This window comes from Enterobacter quasihormaechei (genome assembly GCF_004331385.1).
GTDB classification, from domain to species: Bacteria; Pseudomonadota; Gammaproteobacteria; order Enterobacterales; family Enterobacteriaceae; genus Enterobacter; species Enterobacter quasihormaechei.
The window spans coordinates 38,922-57,481 of record NZ_SJON01000006.1 but is presented as its reverse complement, the minus strand read 5'-3'; the positions used below and the strand labels follow the sequence as shown (position 1 = coordinate 57,481).

The following is an 18,560-nucleotide window of genomic DNA, read 5'->3' as shown; positions in this document are numbered from 1 at the left end:
CTTTTAAAAGCGCCTTTTTTTGTCGAGCAGAGACTTATTTCGTCACGTCTGCGCCGAACCACTTCTCAGAAAGCGCCTTCAGGCTGCCGTCTTTCTGCATTTCGGCAATGGCGCCGTCAATAGCTTTCAGCAGATCTTCGTTACCTTTACGCACCGCCACGCCGGATTCCTGACGGGAGAACGCATCGCCCGCGACAGCCAGGGTATTGTTGGTTTTCTTCACCAGATCCAGCGCTGCCAGGCGGTCAACCAGAATGGCGTCGATACGGCCTACGCGCAGATCCTGGTATTTCGTCGGGTCATCATCATAGGTGCGGATGTCCACGCCCTGCACGTTCTGGCGCAGCCACTCTTCGTAGTTGGTGCCCAGACCGACGCCGACTTTCTTACCTTTCAGATCCGCGGCGGATTTGATGCTGCCTTCGTTACCTTTCTTCACCAGCGCCTGAATACCGGACACGGTGTACGGCGTGGAGAAGTCATACTTCTTCTTACGCTCGTCAGAAATGGTCACCTGGTTAATCACCACATCAATACGTTTGGAGTCCAGTGACGCCAGCATACCGTCCCATTTGGTCGGCTTCAGAGAGGCTTTTACGCCGAGGTGTTTTGCCAGCTCTTGTGCAAACTCCACTTCAAAACCGGTCAGCTTACCGTCGTTGCCCTGGAAGCTGAACGGAGGATAGGTACCTTCCAGCCCAACCAGCAGCGTGCCGCGCTCTTTGACTTTATTAAGCAGATTATCTGCCGCGAACGTTTTTACGCTCATCCCCGCGACCAGCGCAACGGCCATCATCCCCATCAGCGCCTGACGACCCAGAAGTGCTAATTTCATAAGTACTCCGATACAGTGGAATTTTTGAGTAGTGTAGAGAAATCGCCTGCAACGTCAAAGGCGGCTGCGCTACATCTTATTCTTTTTTAATATATATCAGAAGTTGTTCCGGCGTGGACTTTCTGCTTTAGGGCGCCCGGCATCTGGACTTTATATTGCGCGTACTTACGCAGCGCGATGCGGTAATTGTTGGTACTGGTGGCGGGCAGCCAGGGCTCAAGATTTTCATCCAGGTAGCCGGTCGTCAGCAGATCGCGGGAGATATTTTGCACGGTCAGATGCTGACCCAGGCGGCGCAGGCGAACCACGTATTCACGCACGGTGCCGTGGCTCATCTCAGTTTGTTCAAACAGGAACTGCTTAAAACCGATAATATCGAAGAAGTCGCTTTGCTCTTTGCAGTGGAGATCGCCACAGAAACGGCAAAGCGCTACCCACTCTTTTTGCTCTTCAAGCCAGGCGGCTTCATCCATCAGCGTGTCGAGGCGGGAAATCGCAATCTTATTCACGATTTCACCGCGACGAACCAGCGTGATTCGATCGAGTAATTTTTTACAGTGGGCGCAATGCGTCTGACTGTGTTTAAAGTCTTTGAGGTAGCGGCTTAAAGGCCGTCTTTTAGATTGCTGCACCGTCATGATAACTCCTGGTTGTCAATACGTTGTGCGGCATTACCAAGGCGAATCACTCACCTATAACTTACCCAGTTTGGTGCGCAGGCGTTTAATGGCCTGGCTGTGCAGCTGGCTCACCCGTGACTCCCCCACCTCCAGTACGGCGCCAATCTCTTTGAGATTGAGCTCTTCCTGGTAATAGAGGGTTAACACCAGCTGCTCACGTTCCGGTAAAGCTTCAATGGCTTCCATCACGCGCTGGCGTAAATTCCCTTCCAGTAAGTGGTGTAACGGGTTTTCTTGCTGATGTTCATCCGTCACCAGCTCGATGCTATCGCCATGCTCTTCGCGCCACTCATCATAAGAGAAGAGTTGGCTGTTATTGGTATCGAGCAACATCTGACGATACTCTTCAACAGGAATGCCCAGACGTTCCGCCACTTCGGTTTCCGTCGCGTTGCGCCCCAGTTCCTGTTCCAGCTGCCCCATCGCATGCGCCACTTCGCGCGCGTTGCGGCGAACGCTGCGCGGCACCCAGTCGCGGCTGCGCAGCTCGTCCAGCATCGCACCACGAATACGCTGCACTGCGTAAGTCGTAAATGCCGTTCCTTGCAGAGCGTCGTACCGGTCAACTGCATTCAATAACCCGATACCGCCCGCCTGTAGCAGATCGTCCAGTTCCACGCTCGCCGGCAAACGCACCTGGAGGCGCAATGCTTCGTGACGCACCAGCGGAACATAACGCTGCCACAGCGAGTGTTTATCCATTACACCTTCAGCGGTATAGAGTGAATTCACGATAAACAGCCCTGCGTTAGTTGAGTTATCGGCATGATTATCCGATTCTGGAGGGGTTTTAATCGGGTGAATAGTGGGTGAAATGAGGGGTTATTTGGGGGGTTACGCGTGTGCGTGGACAGAAAAAACCCCGCCGAAGCGGGGTTTAAGCGTAATCAGGCGATTAGCCTTGCAGCAGAGACAGAACCTGCTGAGGAACCTGGTTAGCTTTGGACAGCACGGAGTTACCGGCCTGCTGAACGATCTGCGCTTTGGACATATTTGACACTTCGGTCGCATAGTCGGCGTCCTGAATACGGGACTGCGCTTCAGACAGGTTGGTAGTGGTGTTGTTCAGGTTGGTTACCGCAGAGCTCAGACGGTTCTGTACCGCACCCAGTGAAGAACGGAATTTGTCTACGGACGCGATAGCTTTGTCCAGCAGAGCCAGTGGATCGTTGGTAGCAGCGCCTTTAAATTCTGCAGTCGCTTCAATTCCTGGTACGGCAGCAACGGCATCGCCTGCACCCGGTGCAGTTTCAGGAATTGCAGCAACGGCAGCCTGAGCTGACAATTGGATAGTTGTAGCAACAGACGTTGGAGTAGTTGTACCGCTATTTGCAATTGCATCTTTACCTGTTCCTGTAGCTCCAGCCAGGTAATTTTTACCCTGTACAGTAACAACGCCAACAGCTTCACCATTAGCATTAGTTGAAACTTTGATTGGCTGAGCTGTTTGTGTTGCACCAGTAATGCCGCTTGCAGGGTCGTTATAAGTAACGTTAGTGGTATTTAATGTTACTTTACCTGTTGCAGAGTCCAGTGAAGCAGAATAAGAATTACTACCCGACTGAATAACGTATGTACCGGTTGCGTCGCCTTTTGAGTCCAATACGTTATGCAGGCTGAGGCCTGAAGTATCCGCAACCCCTAACGTTTTAGCAATTGCAGCCGCACCATCTGCGTCAGCACCAAAAGTTACAGCGATCGGGGCAGAGCCTGCTGTGGCTCCCGGAACGCTGGTGATTGCATCACTAACTTTAAGCGCGTTGCTTGATACAGAGAAACCTTTCAAATTGAGAGTAGAAGAGTCAATCTTCTGCAGGTCGATAGAGATGGTCTGGCCATCGTTTGCACCAACCTGAATCTTCATGGTGCCATCTTTAGCCAGCACGTTCACGCCGTTGAACTGAGTCTGACCAGATACGCGGTCGATTTCGTCCAGACGGGATTTGATTTCGTCCTGGATTGAAGACAGGTCAGAATCAGAGTTAGTACCGGTCGTTGCCTGAACGGTCAGTTCACGAACACGCTGAAGGTTGTTGTTGATTTCAGACAGTGCGCCTTCAGTGGTCTGCGCCAGAGAGATACCGTCGTTAGCGTTACGTGCAGCCTGAGTCAGACCTTTGATGTTAGAGGTGAAGCGGTTAGCGATAGCCTGGCCCGCAGCGTCATCTTTCGCGCTGTTGATACGCAGACCAGAAGACAGACGCTCGATAGAAGAAGACAGAGCGGACTGGTTCTTGTTGATGTTGTTCTGAGTGATCAGCGAGAGGCTGTTGGTATTAATGACTTGTGCCATGATTTCGATTCCTGTTATTCATCAAATCTGTTTGGTTAGATTTGGGTTTCCACCCTTCGGCTTCATCGCCGTCAAAAGTGTTATCGTCTGGTCCAAACCAACCTTTAGATATTTTTTCAGGATCGCGTTAATTTTTTTAGCCACGGAAAAGCTCTTCTCTATTACCGTTATTCCCGCCATTAAAAAAAAGAAATTAACCGTAAACTTTCCCCCATTAAGGCCGATAACCCCACTATTCGTTCTACGTGTCGATAGATTAAGGAATAAATATGGCAAGTATTTCATCATTGGGGATTGGATCGGGTCTTAAGTTAGCAGACATTCTGGATAGTCTGACCAAGGCCGAAAAAGAACAGCTGACGCCGATTTCCAAACAACAATCATCTTATACCGCCAAGCTGAGCGCTTACGGCACGTTGAAGAGTTCACTGGAAGCGTTTCAGACCGCCAACACCGCGCTGAATAAAGCCGATCTGTTTACGGCGACCAGCACAGCGAGCAGCACCACGGCATTCAGCGCCACCACCACCGGCAGCGCGATTGCCGGGAAATACACCATCAGCGTGTCGCAGCTGGCGCAGGCGCAAACCCTGACGACCAAAAATACGCAGGCAGATGCAAAAACGGCCATTGCCACGGCTGACAGCAAGATTACGTTTACCGCCGGTAACGGTAAAGATCCGGTGACCGTCGATATCAGCGCGGCAAACTCCTCGCTGAACGGCATTCGCGATGCAATTAACAAAGCTGACGCCGGCGTGACCGCCAGTATTATTAACGTCGGTAACGGTCAGTATCGTCTGTCCATCACCTCCACCGAAACCGGGGCGGACAACGCGGTCAGCATCAGCGTAAGCGGCGACAGCGCCCTGCAATCCTTTATGGGTTACAACGGCACCAGCACCGACGCCAGCAACGGCATGACGGAAAGCGTCACCGCGCAGAACGCGAAGCTGAAGGTGAATAACGTCGATATCGAAAACAGCAGCAACACCATCAGCGATGCGCTGGAAGATATCACCCTGAACCTGAACGACGTCACCACCGGTAACCAGACGCTGACGATAACGAAAGATACGTCAAAAGCGGAAACGGCGATGAAGGCCTGGGTGGATGCCTACAACACCCTTCAGGACAGCTTTGCATCGTTAACCAAATATACGGCGGTTGATGCAGGCACAGATGCGCAGGATTCCAGCAACGGCGCCCTGCTCGGGGACAGCACGCTGCGTACTATCCAGACGCAGCTGAAAACCATGCTGAGCAACACCGTCGGCGGAACCGCCTATAAGACGCTGTCACAGGTGGGCATTACCTCCGATCCAAGCACGGGCAAGCTGGAGCTGGACAGCGACAAGCTGAAAAAAACGCTGACGGAGAACCCGTCTGCGGTGAAAGATTTGGTTGTAGGTGACGGTAAAACCACCGGGATCACCACCACCATGGCCACCCATCTGACTGACTGGCTTTCCAGTAAAGGCATTATCCAGGCGGCCAAAGATGGCGTCAGCAAAACGCTGAACAAGTTAACGGATCAATACAACGCCGTGAGCGAACGTATTGACGCGAGAGTGGCACAGTACAAAGCCCAGTTTACCCAGCTGGACGTACTGATGACCTCGCTGAACAACACCAGCAGCTACCTGACTCAGCAGTTCGAGAACACGTCCAGCAACAAGTAGTAAACGCTAATCAGACCCGAGGGGGATAACATGTACGGCGCAAAAGGCACGCAAGCCTACGCAAAGATAGAAGTTGAAAGCGCGGTGATGAGCGCCAGCCAGCAGCAGCTGGTTATCATGCTATTTGATGGAGCCCTCAGCGCGCTGGTACGCGCGCGTCTGTTCCTGGCAGACGGTAATATCCCGGCAAAAGGGCTGGCGCTCTCCAAAGCCATCAACATTATCGAAAACGGGCTGAAGGTTGGCCTGGTAGAAGATAACGGTGATGAGCTTACGCAAAACCTGATTGCCCTTTATGCCTATATGGTACGTCGCCTCCTGCACGCCAACGTGAATAACGACGCCAGCGCCATCGAAGAGGTGGAAAACCTGCTGCGCAATATCGCTGACGGGTGGAAGGAGGTTGCCGGTACGCCACAACTGATGCAGGACGCCGTCTAATGAGTAACGCACCGCAACTTTATGCCCTTTATCAGCAACTCCTTGAGCAGAGCCAGTTGATGTTGCGACTGGCCCGGCAGGGACTATGGGATGATCTGATCATCTGTGAAACCGACTATGTTAATGCGGTGCACTCACTGGCTCGTCTCACTCAGGAAAGTGAACCTTCGATGCAGATTCAGGAACAGCTTCGCCCGACGCTGCGGGTGATCCTGGACAACGAAGGCCAGGTAAAAACATTGCTGCAAGCCAGAATGGATGAGCTGGCGAAACTGGTTGGGCAATCCTCTATCCAGAAAACCGTGCTCTCCACCTACGGTAATCAGGGCGGTCATGTCCTGGTTCCGCAAAGTAATAGCGATATTAATTAGCCATTTAACTGGCGGGCAAGCGTTAACCGTTTCGTTCGCCAGGCATTTCTGCCAAACCTGCTCCATACTTGAGTTTCGCGACCTCATGGAGATGGTGCATGCGCAACCCAACACTTTTACAATGTTTTCACTGGTACTACCCCACCGGCGGTGAATTGTGGCAAGAAGTCACGGCATTAGCCCCCAACCTGAACGAAATCGGCATCAATATGGTCTGGTTGCCGCCGGCGTACAAAGGCGCATCCGGAGGCTATTCCGTCGGGTATGACTCCTACGATCTTTTCGACCTCGGTGAGTTTGACCAGAAAGGCAGCGTTGCCACCAAATACGGCGATAAAGCCCAGCTGCTGGAAGCCATCAACGCCTTAAAAAGCAACCAGATTGCGGTGCTTCTGGACGTGGTGGTTAACCATAAAATGGGCGCCGATGAAAAGGAACCCGTCCGCGTCCAGCGTGTGGATGCGCAGGATCGCACCCAAATTAGCGATGAGATCATCGAATGTGAAGCCTGGACGCGCTACACCTTCCCCGTTCGTGCCGGTCAGTATTCGCAGTTTGTCTGGGATTACAAATGCTTCAGCGGTATCGACCACATTGAAAACCCCAATGAGGACGGTATCTTCAAAATCGTGAACGACTACACCGGCGAAGGCTGGAACGATCAGGTCGACGGCGAGATGGGCAATTTCGATTACCTGATGGGCGAAAATATTGATTTTCGCAACCATGCGGTGACCGAAGAGATTAAATACTGGGCGCGCTGGGTGATGGAGCAAACCCACTGCGACGGCTTCCGCCTGGACGCGGTAAAACACATCCCGGCCTGGTTCTATAAAGAGTGGATTGAGCACGTTCAGGAGGTGGCCCCGCAGCCGCTGTTTATCGTGGCGGAATACTGGTCTCACGAAGTGGATAAATTGCAGCACTACATCGATCAGGTAGACGGCAAGACCAGGCTGTTTGATGCGCCGTTGCAAATGAAATTTCACGAGGCGTCACGCCAGGGCCGCGACTACGACATGAGCCAGATTTTCACCGGTACGCTGGTGGAAGCCGATCCGTTCCATGCTGTGACGCTGGTGGCCAACCATGACACCCAACCCTTGCAGGCGCTGGAAGCCCCGGTTGAAGCCTGGTTTAAACCGCTGGCCTACGCGCTCATCCTGCTGCGTGAAAACGGCGTGCCGAGCGTGTTCTACCCGGATCTTTTTGGCGCCAGCTATGACGACACCGGGGGTGACGGCGAGACGTATCACATTGATATGCCGGTGATTGAACAGCTTCACGAGCTGATTTTAGCCCGTCAGCGTTTTGCCCACGGCGTGCAGACGCTCTTTTTCGATCATCCAAACTGCATTGCGTTTAGCCGCAGCGGGACTGAGGATCACCCGGGCTGTGTGGTGGTGCTGTCGAATGGTGATGACGGCGAGAAGACAATCTGCCTCGGCGAGAATTACGGCAATAAGACCTGGCGTGATTTTTTAGGCAATCGCGAGGAAACCGTAACCACGGCGGCGGATGGCGAAGGGACGTTCTTCTGTAACGGGGGAAGCGTCAGCGTCTGGGTGATTGAAGACGCGCTCTAGTACGGGAAAGGGAGCAAACCCTAAAAACGGCAATATGATTGCCGTTTTGCTTTTACCGTTAGTTTTTGTAGGCCGGGTAAGGCGAAGCCGCCACCCGGCTAAACACGGTTACGGAAGCTTACTCTCCAACGGATTCTTGCTCAGATAATCTGCGCACTCCACCGTTGGACGGTCAACCTTTTGCAGCTCCATGCCGTCATACTCAAGCGTGGTTCCATCGCGATCCAGCGGATAGACGTCTCGTTTTTCGGTCACGTTATAATAATCATCTGAACGCAGCATGATCTTACCCGGCACCGCGATAACGCGCTGCCACTGACGGCAGTCCAGGGTATCTCCCTCTTGCGTCACCACCAGCGTGGCAATCGCCTCCGGGCTCACCATCGCGCTCTGCGGCCCTTTCGACTGCCAGTAACCTGCCAGTTGCGAAGGTGCCGGATGCTTAACCACTTCCTGATAGTTTTCGACCTGAACGCATCCCGCTAACGTCAGCATCGCAGCCACAATTGCTACTTTTTTCATCATCTTTCCTGCATGCGAAGAAAAAAATATTGTGGCATTAAAGCCATCAGGCTGCCAGCGTAAGATAGGTAATGTTTAAACCTGCATCCCCATGACTTCCTGATACGCCGACACCAGCTTGTTCCGCACCTGCAACCCCATCTGCAACGACACCGACGCTTTTTGCAGATCGGCCATCACATCGTTGAGCGCCACGCCGGGTTCACCGAGGGTAAATTTCTCAGCCTGGGTACGGGCCGCGTTTTGCTTGTCGCTGATCCGGTCCAGCGCCGCATGCAGCTGACCGGCGAAGCTAATGCCCGGCGGCTGGTCAGCCACGCTCTGGTTGCGGGCCGTCATCGCCGTTGCCTGCAACTGACTGAGTACTCCTTCAATGCCCTGTATAGCCATGACTCTCCCCTGGATGGTTTTTTACGGGGTCAAGACTAACAGCTTGTCAATAAGATAAAGGCGGTAAATAGCGTTAAAAAACCAGGTTATTTGACGCATAGAAAATCCCGAATCATCAAATAATGGCTGGGCCATCAGTATGGAACTTTTGTCGTGTTTGCCGACCCGGGAGTCAGTTTTGTTTCTCTACACGAATAACGTAAACCACCAGGATTTAAGAGGTGCGCAATGAGTGCGACAGCAGCATCGACAGCGCCGCAGAATAAATCACTTGAGTGGATGAACCGCCTTCGCGCTAACCCTAAGATCCCGTTGATTGTGGCAGGCGCTGCCGCCATTGCGATTATTGTCGCGATGATCTTATGGGCAAAAAGCCCGGATTACCGCACGCTCTACAGCAACCTTTCCGACCAGGATGGCGGTGCCATCGTCACCCAGCTGACCCAGATGAACATCCCGTATCGCTTTGCCGATAACGGCGGTGCGCTTGAAGTGCCGGCAGATAAAGTGCACGAGCTTCGCCTGCGTCTCGCCCAGCAGGGGCTGCCGAAAGGCGGCGCGGTTGGGTTTGAGCTGCTGGATCAGGAAAAATTCGGCATCAGCCAGTTCAGCGAGCAGGTTAACTACCAGCGCGCGCTGGAAGGCGAGCTGGCCCGTACGATTGAAACCTTAGGCCCGGTGAAGAGTGCCCGCGTGCACCTGGCGATGCCTAAGCCGTCCCTGTTTGTCCGCGAACAAAAGTCCCCTTCCGCCTCTGTGACCGTTAACCTCGAACCTGGCCGCGCGCTGGATGAGGGGCAGATCAGCGCCGTGACGCACCTGGTCTCCAGTGCGGTAGCCGGTCTGCCGCCGGGTAACGTCACGCTGGTGGATCAAAGCGGTCACCTGCTGACGCAGTCCAACACCGCCGGGCGCGATCTCAACGACGCCCAGCTGAAATATGCCGCTGATGTGGAAGGCCGTCTCCAGCGTCGCATCGAAGCGATTCTGGGCCCGGTGGTTGGCAACAGCAACGTGCACGCGCAGGTCACCGCGCAGATTGATTTCTCGAATAAAGAACAGACCGAAGAGCAGTACGCTCCGAACGGGGATGCCTCCCGCGCCGTGTTACGCTCGCGTCAGATCAATGAGACGGAACAGGTCGGCGGCCAGTATCCTGGCGGGGTGCCGGGTGCGCTCTCTAACCAGCCTGCGCCTGCCAACGCCGCGCCAATCTCCACGCCGCCGGCAAACCAGCAGAACGGTCAGCAAACGAATCAGCAGACGACCTCGACGGCGAACAGTGCCGGCCCGCGCAACAGCAGCCGTAACGAAACGACTAACTACGAAGTCGACCGAACCATCCGCCATACCAAACTGAACACGGGCGATATCGAGCGCCTTTCTGTAGCCGTTGTAGTGAACTACAAAACGCTGCCGGACGGTAAACCGCTGCCGCTCACGGCGGAGCAGATGAAGCAGATCGAAAACCTGACCCGCGAAGCGATGGGCTTCTCTGAAAAACGTGGCGATACCCTCAACGTTGTGAACTCACCGTTCAACCCAGTGGATGAAACCGGTGGTGAGCTGCCGTTCTGGCAACAGCAGGCGTTCTTCGATCAGCTGATGTCCGCAGGCCGCTGGCTGCTGGTGCTGATTGTCGCGTGGCTGCTGTGGCGTAAAGGCGTCCGTCCTCAGCTTCAGCGTCGTGCTGAAGCCGAGAAAGCCGCGCTGGAACAGAAGAGCACGCGTCAGGACGAGGAAGAAGCGGTCGAGGTTCGTCTCAGCAAAGATGAACAGATGCAGCAGCGCCGTGCTAACCAGCGTATGGGCGCAGAGGTGATGAGCCAGCGCATTCGCGAAATGTCAGATAACGATCCGCGCGTCGTCGCGCTGGTCATCCGCGGTTGGATGGGTAACGAACATGAGTAATACGCTTACAGGCACCGATAAGAGCGTCATCCTGCTGATGACCATTGGCGAAGACCGCGCGGCGGAGGTGTTTAAACACCTCTCCCAGAGAGAAGTGCAGATCCTCAGTGCGGCGATGGCCAACGTGCGCCAGATCTCCAACAAGCAGCTGACCGAAGTGCTGGCGGAGTTTGAACAGGAAGCAGAACAGTTTGCTGCGCTCAACGTCAACGCCAACGAATACCTGCGCTCCGTGCTGGTTAAGGCGCTGGGCGAAGAGCGCGCCGCCAGCCTGCTGGAAGACATTCTCGAAACGCGCGATACCGCCAGCGGGATCGAAACGCTCAACTTTATGGAGCCGCAAAGCGCCGCCGATCTTATTCGCGACGAGCACCCGCAGATTATCGCCACCATTCTGGTCCACCTCAAACGGGGCCAGGCGGCCGATATTCTGGCGCTGTTCGACGAGCGCCTGCGCCACGACGTGATGCTGCGTATTGCCACCTTCGGCGGCGTGCAGCCTGCCGCGCTGGCGGAGCTGACCGAAGTGCTGAACAACCTGCTCGATGGCCAGAACCTCAAGCGCAGCAAAATGGGCGGCGTGAGAACGGCAGCGGAAATCATCAACCTGATGAAAACCCAGCAGGAAGAGGCGGTTATTACGGCGGTACGCGAGTTCGACGGCGAACTGGCGCAGAAAATTATCGACGAGATGTTCCTGTTCGAAAACCTGGTCGAAGTGGACGATCGCAGCATTCAGCGCCTGCTTCAGGAAGTGGATTCGGAATCTCTGCTTATCGCCCTCAAAGGCGCCGAGCAGCCGCTGCGCGAGAAGTTCCTGCGCAATATGTCCCAGCGTGCGGCAGATATCCTGCGCGACGACCTTGCCAACCGCGGCCCGGTGCGTTTGTCTCAGGTGGAGAACGAACAGAAAGCCATCCTGCTTATCGTTCGTCGTCTGGCGGAAACCGGCGAAATGGTGATTGGCAGCGGAGACGACACCTATGTCTGATGAACTGTCGTGGAAGCGCTGGACGCCTGACGACCTCTCCCCTCCTGCCGCAGAGTTCACCCCTGCCACGCTGTCGTCCGACGAGGGCGATACCGATGCGGGCGTGCCGGAACTGAGTGAAGAGGAGCAGCGCGCCCAGCTGCTGGCCCAGATGCAAATGCAGGCGCACGAGCAGGGCTTCAACGCCGGGATGAACGAAGGCCGTCAGACCGGGCACGCGCAGGGCTATCAGGAAGGGCTGGCGAAAGGTTTAGAGCAGGGCATCGAGCAGGCGCGCCAGCAGCAGGCGCCGCTACATGCCCGCATGCAGCAGCTGGTGAGCGAATTTCAGCATACCCTGGATGCGCTGGACAGCGTGATTGCCTCACGCCTGATGCAGATGGCGCTGGAGGCGGCCCGTCAGGTGATCGGCCAGACGCCGGTGGTGGATAACGCCGCGCTGATTAAGCAGATCCAGGCCCTGCTCCAGCAGGAGCCGCTGTTCAGCGGCAAACCGCAGCTGCGCGTTCATCCTGATGACTTGCAGCGTGTGGAGGAGAGCCTCGGCGCGACGCTGAGCCTGCACGGGTGGCGGCTGAGCGGCGATCCGTCACTTCATCACGGGGGCTGTAAGGTCTCGGCGGATGAGGGCGATCTGGATGCCAGCGTCGCGACCCGCTGGCAGGAACTGTGCCGTCTGGCGGCACCGGGAGTCGTCTGATGACCGCTCGCCTGACGCGCTGGCTTAATACGCTCGACAATTTTGAAACGAAGATGGCGCAGCTGCCGTCCGTTCGTCGTTATGGACGCCTGACGCGTGCCACCGGACTGGTGCTGGAAGCCACGGGGCTGCAACTTCCGCTCGGCGCCACCTGCGTGATTGAGCGTCAGGACGGGGGCGACACGCGTGAAGTGGAAAGCGAAGTGGTCGGGTTTAACGGTCATCGTCTGTTCCTGATGCCCCTTGAAGAGGTGGAAGGGATTTTGCCCGGCGCCCGCGTCTACGCGAAAAACATTAGCGGCGACGGCCTGCAAAGCGGCAAACAGCTGCCGCTCGGTCCGGCGCTGCTGGGACGCGTGCTGGACGGTAGCGGCAAACCGCTCGATGGCCTGCCCTCCCCCGATACCACCGAAACCGGCGCGCTCATCACGCATCCCTTCAACCCGCTGCAACGTACCCCGATAGAGCACGTGCTGGATACCGGCGTGCGGCCGATTAACGCCCTGCTCACCGTGGGACGCGGCCAGCGTATGGGGCTGTTTGCCGGCTCTGGCGTGGGTAAATCCGTCCTGCTCGGCATGATGGCGCGTTATACCCAGGCGGACGTGATCGTTGTCGGCCTGATCGGTGAACGTGGACGCGAAGTTAAAGATTTTATCGAAAACATTCTGGGTGCGGAGGGACGCGCCCGCTCGGTGGTGATCGCCGCGCCTGCCGACGTGTCGCCGCTGCTGCGTATGCAGGGCGCCGCCTACGCCACGCGGATCGCGGAAGATTTCCGCGACCGGGGCCAGCACGTGCTGCTGATTATGGACTCCCTGACCCGTTACGCGATGGCGCAGCGTGAAATTGCGCTGGCCATCGGCGAACCGCCGGCCACCAAAGGTTACCCGCCGTCGGTATTTGCCAAACTGCCCGCGCTGGTGGAACGCGCGGGGAACGGCATCAGCGGCGGGGGCTCCATCACCGCGTTCTATACGGTACTGACCGAAGGCGATGACCAGCAGGATCCGATTGCCGACTCCGCGCGAGCGATCCTTGACGGCCATATCGTGCTGTCGCGCCGTCTGGCCGAAGCCGGGCACTACCCGGCCATTGATATTGAAGCCTCGATCAGCCGTGCGATGACGGCGCTGATTACCGAGAAGCACTACGCCCGCGTGCGTAACTTCAAACAACTGCTCTCCAGCTTCCAGCGCAACCGCGATCTGGTGAGCGTCGGGGCGTACGCCAAAGGCAGCGATCCGATGCTCGATAAAGCGATCGCACTGTGGCCGCAGCTGGAGGCGTTTCTGCAACAAGGTATTTTTGAACGCGCCGACTGGGAAGATTCCCTCCAGGCACTGGAGCTGATTTTCCCGCAGGTGTAACACAGGTGGAGGGCGAAGGTCATGGCGCAAAACAGCGCGTTATCAACGCTGAAAGATCTGGCTGAAAAAGAAGTTGATGATGCCGCATTGCAGCTTGGCGCAATGCGGCGCGGGTGCCAGCAGGCTGAAGAACAGTTGAAGATGTTAATCGACTATCAGCATGAATACCGCACCAACCTTAACACCGACATGACGCAGGGCATTGGGAGCCAGCGCTGGATCAACTATCAGCAGTTTATCCAGACGCTGGAAAAAGCGATTGAGCAGCATCGCCAGCAGCTTAACCAGTGGACGCAAAAAGTCGATACCGCGCTGAACTTCTGGCGCGAGAAAAAACAGCGGTTGCAGGCCTGGCAAACCTTACAGGACCGGCAAATTGCAGCCTCGACCCTGGCGGAAAACCGTCTGGATCAGAAAAAAATGGATGAGTTTGCCCAGCGCGCATCAATGAGGAAACCAGAATGATCACACTGCAACAACTGCTGATGACCGACAGCGACCCGTCCGGCGGCACGCTGGCCGGAAAAGGCGCTGAGGACGCACAGGATTTTCTCTCTCTGCTGGCTGGCGCGCTGACGGAGGCCACCGGCAAAGGTAAAGATGCCCCGCTGACGCTGGCCGATCTGAAAGCAGCGGGCAGCAAGCTGTCGACAGCGGCACGGGAAAAAAGCGGTGATACCACGCTCCAGGCCAAAATCGCCGAGCTGCTCTCCCGCCAGGAGACACTGACAGGAGAGGATACCGCCCTCTCCCTGCAAAGCCTCGTCTCCGGCCTGAAGCCCACAGCGAATACGGACGCGCTGAAGGTGCTGACCCAGACGGACGCGAAGATAAGCAGCGACACCGCAACCGAAGAGGAAGAGCTGGCCGGGTTAAGCGCGCTGATGGCGATGTTACCGCACCAGCAGATCGCCACCCCGGTGGTGACGGCGCCTGCAAGTACGACGGGGATCGCGCCCCGCGCCGCCCTCGCCTCTGCGCTAGCCCAGACGGATAACGGCCAGCAACAGCCGCTGAGCCACGCGTTACCGGGTCAGGAAAAAATGCCGGTTCAGGATAGCGATACGTCGCTGCCCGCCACGGCATCCGTTACGCCAGCTGTCGCCGCCGTCGCGGAGAAGCTGGACGTAGCGAGCACGGCGTCGCCAGCCTCCAGCCCAACCGCGACGCTGGCCCCGGTCGTCAGCCATCTGCCTGCCCCCCAGCCTGCCGCAACCGTTGCGACAGCACCGGTGTTAAGCCAGCCGCTGGGCACGCACGAATGGCAGCAGAATCTGAGCCAGCACATCACCCTGTTCACAAAGCAGGGACAGCAGACCGCGGAGCTGCGTCTGCACCCGGAGGATCTGGGTCAGGTGCAAATTTCGCTTAAGCTGGATGACAACCAGGCGCAGTTGCAGATGGTTTCGCCTCACAGCCACGTTCGCGCGGCGCTGGAAGCGGCCCTGCCGATCCTGCGCACGCAGCTTGCGGAAAACGGTATTCAGCTTGCACAAAGCAGCGTCAGCAGCGAGGGCTTTGCCGGGCAGCAGCAGTCTTCATCCGGGCAGCAACAGCACGCTTCGCGCTCCGGTCAGCCTGGCGGGTTTAACGATGAGAGCGACGAGTTATTGCCAACCCCAGCTGCCCTGCAATCCGCCGCGCGCGGCAGCCGTGCCGTAGACATCTTTGCCTAAACGCCAGAGGTAACGTGATTATCTCCGTCTTTTCCACGCTTTGACCTAAGCCGGACACGGGATAATCACCGTATTAAGCTGTACCGAAACAGGAAGCTCGTATCAGATGACAGACTCCGCTATCACCAAAAAAAGCAAGCGTTCCATCTGGATCCCGCTGCTGGTGTTGATTACCCTCGCGGCCTGCGCCACCGCAGGCTACAGTTACTGGCGTATGCAGCAGGAGCCCTCCGGCGCGGCCGCCAAAGCTGACGTGCCGCCTCCGCCGGCGCCGGTCTTCTTTCCGCTGGATACGTTCACCGTTAACCTGGGCGATGCGGATCGCGTGCTGTACGTGGGCATTACGCTGCGCCTGAAAGATGAAGCGACCCGTGCACGTCTGAACGACTACCTGCCAGAAGTGCGTAGCCGTCTGCTGCTGCTGTTTTCTCGTCAGGACGCCTCCGCGCTCGCCACCGATGTGGGCAAGCAAAAGCTGGTCGATGCCATCAAACAGACGCTGGCGACCCCGCTGGTCAACGGCCAACCTAAGCAGGAAGTCACTGACGTTCTGTATACAGCCTTCATTCTGCGGTAACGACATGGGCGACAGTATTCTTTCTCAGGCAGAAATCGATGCGCTGCTCAACGGCGACAGCGATAAGAGTGACGATCCGAAGCCGAGTTTAACCGGCGATGATAATGTTCGTCCCTACGATCCCAATACCCAGCGTCGCGTGGTGCGCGAGCGATTACAGGCGCTGGAGATTATCAACGAACGTTTTGCACGTCAGTTCCGTATGGGGCTGTTTAACCTGCTGCGTCGTAGCCCGGATATCACCGTCGGGGCGATCCGCATTCAGCCGTACCATGAGTTTGCCCGCAACCTGCCGGTGCCAACCAACCTTAACCTGATCCATCTCAAGCCGCTGCGCGGTACCGGCCTGGTCGTGTTCTCGCCAAGCCTGGTGTTCATCGCGGTGGATAACCTGTTCGGTGGCGACGGTCGTTTCCCGACCAAAGTGGAAGGCCGCGAGTTCACCCATACCGAACAGCGGGTGATTAACCGCATGCTGAAGCTGGCGCTGGAATCCTACAGCGACGCGTGGAAAGCGATTAACCCGCTGGAAGTGGAGTACGTGCGTTCCGAGATGCAGGTGAAGTTTACCAACATCACCACCTCCCCGAACGACATCGTCGTGAACACCCCGTTCCACGTGGAGATCGGCAACCTGACGGGCGAGTTCAACATCTGCCTGCCGTTCAGCATGATTGAACCGCTGCGCGAACTGCTGGTGAACCCGCCGCTGGAGAACTCACGCCATGAAGATCAGAACTGGCGTGAGAACCTGGTGCGTCAGGTGCAGCATTCGCAGCTGGAGCTGGTGGCCAACTTCGCCGACATCTCCATGCGGTTATCGCAGATCCTGAAATTACAACCCGGCGACGTTTTGCCGATAGACAAACCCGACCGCATTATTGCCCATGTGGATGGCGTACCCGTGCTGACAAGCCAGTACGGCACGATTAACGGCCAGTATGCGTTACGCGTTGAGCACTTGATCAACCCGATTTTGAATTCGCTGAATGAGGAACAGCCCAAATGAGTGACATGAACAATCCGTCCGATGAAAACAGCGGAGCACTGGACGATCTGTGGGCTGACGCGTTAAACGAGCAAAAAACGACGCCGACGAAAAGCGCGGCAGACGCGGTATTCCAGCAGTTAGGCGGCGGTGACGTCAGCGGCACGTTGCAGGACATCGACCTGATTATGGACATTCCGGTCAAGCTGACCGTTGAGCTGGGCCGCACCCGCATGACCATTAAAGAGCTGCTGCGCCTGACGCAGGGTTCCGTGGTGGCGCTGGACGGTTTAGCCGGTGAGCCGCTGGATATTCTGATCAACGGCTACCTGATTGCCCAGGGCGAAGTGGTGGTGGTGGCCGATAAATACGGCGTACGTATCACCGATATCATTACTCCTTCCGAACGTATGCGTCGTCTGAGCCGTTAAGCATGAAAACCCAGGCAACACTGTCCGCGCCCTCCGCCGTACCCGGCTCACCGCTGCTTCAGGTGAGCGGCGCGCTGTTCGGTATTATTGCCTTTATCCTTCTCGCCGCCTGGCTGGCGAAGCGTTTCGGTCTGGCGGGGAAAACGGCCGGCACGCGCGGGCTGAAGGTCAGCGCCAGCACCACGCTCGGGCCACGCGAACGCGTGGTTATTGTGGAAGTGGAAGATGCGCGACTGGTGCTGGGCGTGACCGCCTCCAGCATCAACGTCCTGCACACGCTGCCCCCTGCGCCTGCCGCGGTAGAGGCAAACGCCCCGGCCCCTGCGGATTTCCAGTCCGTTATGAAGAGTTTGCTCAAGCGTTCCGGGAGATCCTGATGCGTCGTCTGTTATTCCTTACGCTGGCAGGCCTGGGCCTGTTCGCGCCCTCCGTGTATGCGCAGCTGCCGGGGCTGGTTTCCACGCCGCTGGCGAACGGGGGTCAAAGCTGGTCCCTGTCCGTGCAGACGCTGGTGTTCATCACCTCGCTGACCTTTATCCCGGCGATCCTGCTGATGATGACCAGCTTTACCCGCATCATCATCGTGTTTGGCCTGCTGCGCAACGCGCTCGGCACGCCGTCCGCGCCGCCCAATCAGGTGCTGCTGGGCTTAGCCCTTTTCCTGACCTTTTTCATTATGTCGCCGGTGATCGACAAGATTTACACCGAGGCGTATCAGCCGTTCAGCGAAGATAAAATTTCCATGCAGGTCGCCCTGGAAAAGGGGGCTCAGCCATTACGTGAATTTATGCTTCGCCAGACGCGCGAAGCGGATTTAGCCCTGTTTGCCCGTCTCGCGAACACGGGGGAGCTACAGGGGCCGGAAGCGGTGCCGATGCGCATCCTGCTGCCAGCGTATGTCACGAGCGAGCTGAAAACCGCGTTCCAGATTGGCTTCACTATTTTCATTCCGTTCCTGATTATCGACCTGGTGATCGCCAGCGTCCTGATGGCGCTTGGGATGATGATGGTTCCGCCCGCGACCATTGCCCTGCCCTTTAAAATCATGCTGTTTGTGCTGGTCGACGGCTGGCAGCTGCTGGTCAGCTCGCTGGCGCAGAGTTTCTACAGTTGAGG

At 56.7% G+C, this 18,560-nt stretch carries 21 protein-coding genes; 15 read left to right on the top strand and 6 right to left on the bottom strand.

The window, feature by feature from the left end:
* Window positions 1-34: 34 nt before the first annotated feature.
* The 4 genes from tcyJ to E0L16_RS10230 all read right to left on the bottom strand — a co-directional run bounded on the left by tcyJ (window position 35) and on the right by E0L16_RS10230 (window position 3,808).
* The gene (gene tcyJ, locus E0L16_RS10245) at window positions 35-835 is read right to left on the bottom strand and encodes a cystine ABC transporter substrate-binding protein (protein WP_131636865.1); all 801 of its coding nucleotides are present in this window, start codon (window positions 833-835) and stop codon (window positions 35-37) included.
* A gap of 86 nt (window positions 836-921) precedes the next feature.
* Window positions 922-1,473 (bottom strand): flagella biosynthesis regulatory protein FliZ, encoded by a 552-nt coding sequence (fliZ, locus tag E0L16_RS10240; RefSeq protein ID WP_063450168.1) that lies wholly within the window; start codon window positions 1,471-1,473, stop codon window positions 922-924.
* A gap of 54 nt (window positions 1,474-1,527) precedes the next feature.
* Complete coding sequence (locus tag E0L16_RS10235) at window positions 1,528-2,247, bottom strand: RNA polymerase sigma factor FliA (protein WP_003859623.1); 720 nt, start codon at window positions 2,245-2,247, stop codon at window positions 1,528-1,530.
* A gap of 163 nt (window positions 2,248-2,410) precedes the next feature.
* Complete coding sequence (locus tag E0L16_RS10230) at window positions 2,411-3,808, bottom strand: FliC/FljB family flagellin (RefSeq protein ID WP_131636864.1); 1,398 nt, start codon at window positions 3,806-3,808, stop codon at window positions 2,411-2,413.
* Between the two features lie 269 nt (window positions 3,809-4,077).
* On the opposite strand from E0L16_RS10230, the gene fliD reads away from it, so the two are divergent.
* The 4 genes from fliD to amyA all read left to right on the top strand — a co-directional run bounded on the left by fliD (window position 4,078) and on the right by amyA (window position 7,888).
* Complete coding sequence (gene fliD / locus E0L16_RS10225; protein WP_112793143.1) at window positions 4,078-5,490, top strand: flagellar filament capping protein FliD; 1,413 nt, start codon at window positions 4,078-4,080, stop codon at window positions 5,488-5,490.
* A 30-nt stretch (window positions 5,491-5,520) separates the two neighbouring features.
* Complete coding sequence (gene fliS, locus E0L16_RS10220) at window positions 5,521-5,931, top strand: flagellar export chaperone FliS (RefSeq protein WP_063868419.1); 411 nt, start codon at window positions 5,521-5,523, stop codon at window positions 5,929-5,931.
* Entirely contained in the window at window positions 5,931-6,302 is a 372-nt protein-coding gene (gene fliT, locus E0L16_RS10215) for a flagella biosynthesis regulatory protein FliT (RefSeq protein ID WP_006811148.1), read from the top strand. Before fliS ends, fliT begins: the two co-directional genes overlap by 1 nt.
* Before the next feature lie 98 nt (window positions 6,303-6,400).
* Window positions 6,401-7,888 (top strand): alpha-amylase, encoded by a 1,488-nt coding sequence (amyA, locus tag E0L16_RS10210; RefSeq protein ID WP_131636863.1) that lies wholly within the window; start codon window positions 6,401-6,403, stop codon window positions 7,886-7,888.
* Window positions 7,889-7,996: 108 nt separating this feature from the next.
* Here amyA and yedD read toward each other — a convergent pair whose 3' ends face one another.
* Together yedD and fliE are read right to left on the bottom strand one after the other, a co-directional pair.
* Window positions 7,997-8,410 carry a lipoprotein YedD gene (yedD, locus tag E0L16_RS10205; RefSeq protein WP_107533302.1) on the bottom strand — a complete coding sequence of 138 codons (414 nt, stop codon included), beginning with the start codon at window positions 8,408-8,410 and terminating at the stop codon, window positions 7,997-7,999.
* Window positions 8,411-8,485: 75 nt separating this feature from the next.
* Window positions 8,486-8,800, bottom strand: a complete 315-nt coding sequence (fliE, locus tag E0L16_RS10200) for a flagellar hook-basal body complex protein FliE (protein ID WP_063450174.1) — start codon at window positions 8,798-8,800, stop codon at window positions 8,486-8,488.
* Window positions 8,801-9,028: 228 nt separating this feature from the next.
* On the opposite strand from fliE, the gene fliF reads away from it, so the two are divergent.
* From fliF to fliP, 11 genes are all read left to right on the top strand, one after another.
* On the top strand, window positions 9,029-10,711 hold the full coding sequence (gene fliF / locus E0L16_RS10195; protein ID WP_063868414.1) for a flagellar basal-body MS-ring/collar protein FliF: 1,683 nt from the start codon (window positions 9,029-9,031) through the stop codon (window positions 10,709-10,711).
* A complete protein-coding gene (gene fliG / locus E0L16_RS10190) occupies window positions 10,704-11,702 on the top strand; it encodes a flagellar motor switch protein FliG (RefSeq protein WP_003859608.1) in 999 nt (332 codons plus the stop codon). Before fliF ends, fliG begins: the two co-directional genes overlap by 8 nt.
* Complete coding sequence (fliH, locus tag E0L16_RS10185; protein ID WP_131636862.1) at window positions 11,695-12,402, top strand: flagellar assembly protein FliH; 708 nt, start codon at window positions 11,695-11,697, stop codon at window positions 12,400-12,402. Before fliG ends, fliH begins: the two co-directional genes overlap by 8 nt.
* Window positions 12,402-13,772, top strand: a complete 1,371-nt coding sequence (gene fliI / locus E0L16_RS10180) for a flagellar protein export ATPase FliI (protein ID WP_131636861.1) — start codon at window positions 12,402-12,404, stop codon at window positions 13,770-13,772. The genes fliH and fliI overlap by 1 nt, the downstream gene beginning before the upstream one ends.
* 21 nt (window positions 13,773-13,793) lie before the next feature.
* Window positions 13,794-14,237 (top strand): flagellar export protein FliJ, encoded by a 444-nt coding sequence (fliJ, locus tag E0L16_RS10175; protein WP_006811155.1) that lies wholly within the window; start codon window positions 13,794-13,796, stop codon window positions 14,235-14,237.
* Window positions 14,234-15,448, top strand: coding sequence for a flagellar hook length control protein FliK (gene fliK / locus E0L16_RS10170; RefSeq protein ID WP_131636860.1), 1,215 nt, complete (start codon window positions 14,234-14,236; stop codon window positions 15,446-15,448). Before fliJ ends, fliK begins: the two co-directional genes overlap by 4 nt.
* A gap of 106 nt (window positions 15,449-15,554) precedes the next feature.
* The gene (gene fliL / locus E0L16_RS10165) at window positions 15,555-16,025 is read left to right on the top strand and encodes a flagellar basal body-associated protein FliL (RefSeq protein ID WP_032103821.1); all 471 of its coding nucleotides are present in this window, start codon (window positions 15,555-15,557) and stop codon (window positions 16,023-16,025) included.
* 4 nt (window positions 16,026-16,029) lie between these two features.
* The gene (gene fliM, locus E0L16_RS10160; RefSeq protein ID WP_063450179.1) at window positions 16,030-17,034 is read left to right on the top strand and encodes a flagellar motor switch protein FliM; all 1,005 of its coding nucleotides are present in this window, start codon (window positions 16,030-16,032) and stop codon (window positions 17,032-17,034) included.
* Window positions 17,031-17,444, top strand: coding sequence for a flagellar motor switch protein FliN (fliN, locus tag E0L16_RS10155; RefSeq protein WP_003859592.1), 414 nt, complete (start codon window positions 17,031-17,033; stop codon window positions 17,442-17,444). Before fliM ends, fliN begins: the two co-directional genes overlap by 4 nt.
* Window positions 17,445-17,446: 2 nt before the next feature.
* The gene (fliO, locus tag E0L16_RS10150) at window positions 17,447-17,821 is read left to right on the top strand and encodes a flagellar biosynthetic protein FliO (RefSeq protein WP_063868410.1); all 375 of its coding nucleotides are present in this window, start codon (window positions 17,447-17,449) and stop codon (window positions 17,819-17,821) included.
* Window positions 17,821-18,558 (top strand): flagellar type III secretion system pore protein FliP, encoded by a 738-nt coding sequence (fliP, locus tag E0L16_RS10145; protein WP_003859589.1) that lies wholly within the window; start codon window positions 17,821-17,823, stop codon window positions 18,556-18,558. The genes fliO and fliP overlap by 1 nt, the downstream gene beginning before the upstream one ends.
* Window positions 18,559-18,560 lie beyond the last annotated feature (2 nt).